We start from the raw sequence: 1073 nt of genomic DNA on the forward strand, positions 1-1073 counted from the left end.
ACGGCCTTGGACAGCGGTTCGAGCCGGGCATGGAGCTTCGGGCTGACACGGGCCTGCATCCGGTAGCTCCAGGCGCCCTCGATCAGCGCGCGTCGGGCAAGGCCGCTGCCCGCCTTGGTGATGCCGCCCCTGCGCACAGCATTGCCACTGGAATGCTCAGATGGCGTGAGACCGAGATAAGCCATCAGTTGCCGCGGATTGTCGAAACGCTGGAAGTCCCCGACTTCGGCCACCACCGTTACCGCGACGATGAATGCGACCCCGCGCATCGCCTGAACTGCCTCGGCCACCGGTGCCAGGGACCATCCCGGGAGAAGGTCCGCGATCTGAACCGTCAGCCGTTCGACCCGGGCCTCAGCATCGGTCACGGCATGGATGTAGTCCTGGAGCACGATCTGTTGCGCGGGATGCGTGAACCGCACCGTCGCGAGCCACCGCCTGTAAGCCTTGGTCCATCCCTTCTTCCCGGGATAGATCCGGCCGTGCCGCAGCAGGAAACACTGCAGATGCTGGCGTGCCTTGCCCACCACCCGCATCGCCGTCGCGCGCGCGCGGACCAGATCGCGCATCGCCTCATGCGCCGCATCCGGCACCCAGACCGCCGTCAGCTCTCCCGCCCGGTGCAGCTTCGCCAGCATCACCGCGTCACGACGGTCGGTCTTCACCCGGTCGCCCGCCTTAACGGGGATCAGCGACGGCGCCACCACGATACAGTCATGCACCATCTCGACGAGCTGGCGGTGCAGGCCATACCCACATGGCCCCGCCTCGTAGCAGAAATGCAGCCTGCCTCCGAATGCCGCCAACTTCTCCGCCAACTTGCGGACATGATCGGGCCGGTGCGGCACCGTTCCCCAGTGGCGGACCTCGCCGCCGCGCTCGCCACGCGCAACCGCAACCGATATCGTCGCCTTGTGGACATCTAGCCCGATGAACGTGCTATCCTGCATCTGGTCTCTCCCCCATTCTTGAGGCTCGGCACCCGCCAACCGGGAGCAACCCTCGAACGGAGAATGCCGCGGGAGAGGCCAGCTAGTGTTCCGAGTCTGACACTTGTTACCGATTCCCCCTAA

General features: G+C 65.9%; 1 protein-coding gene. It reads right to left on the reverse strand.

Annotated features, from left to right (window positions below; genetic code table 11):
• A partial coding sequence (locus EEB11_RS19245; protein WP_135434195.1) for an IS110 family RNA-guided transposase occupies window positions 1–950 on the reverse strand: 950 nt, incomplete at its 3' end.
• Window positions 951–1073 lie beyond the last annotated feature (123 nt).

The organism is Pseudotabrizicola sediminis (genome assembly GCF_004745575.1).
Lineage (GTDB): Bacteria > Pseudomonadota > Alphaproteobacteria > Rhodobacterales > Rhodobacteraceae > Pseudotabrizicola > Pseudotabrizicola sediminis.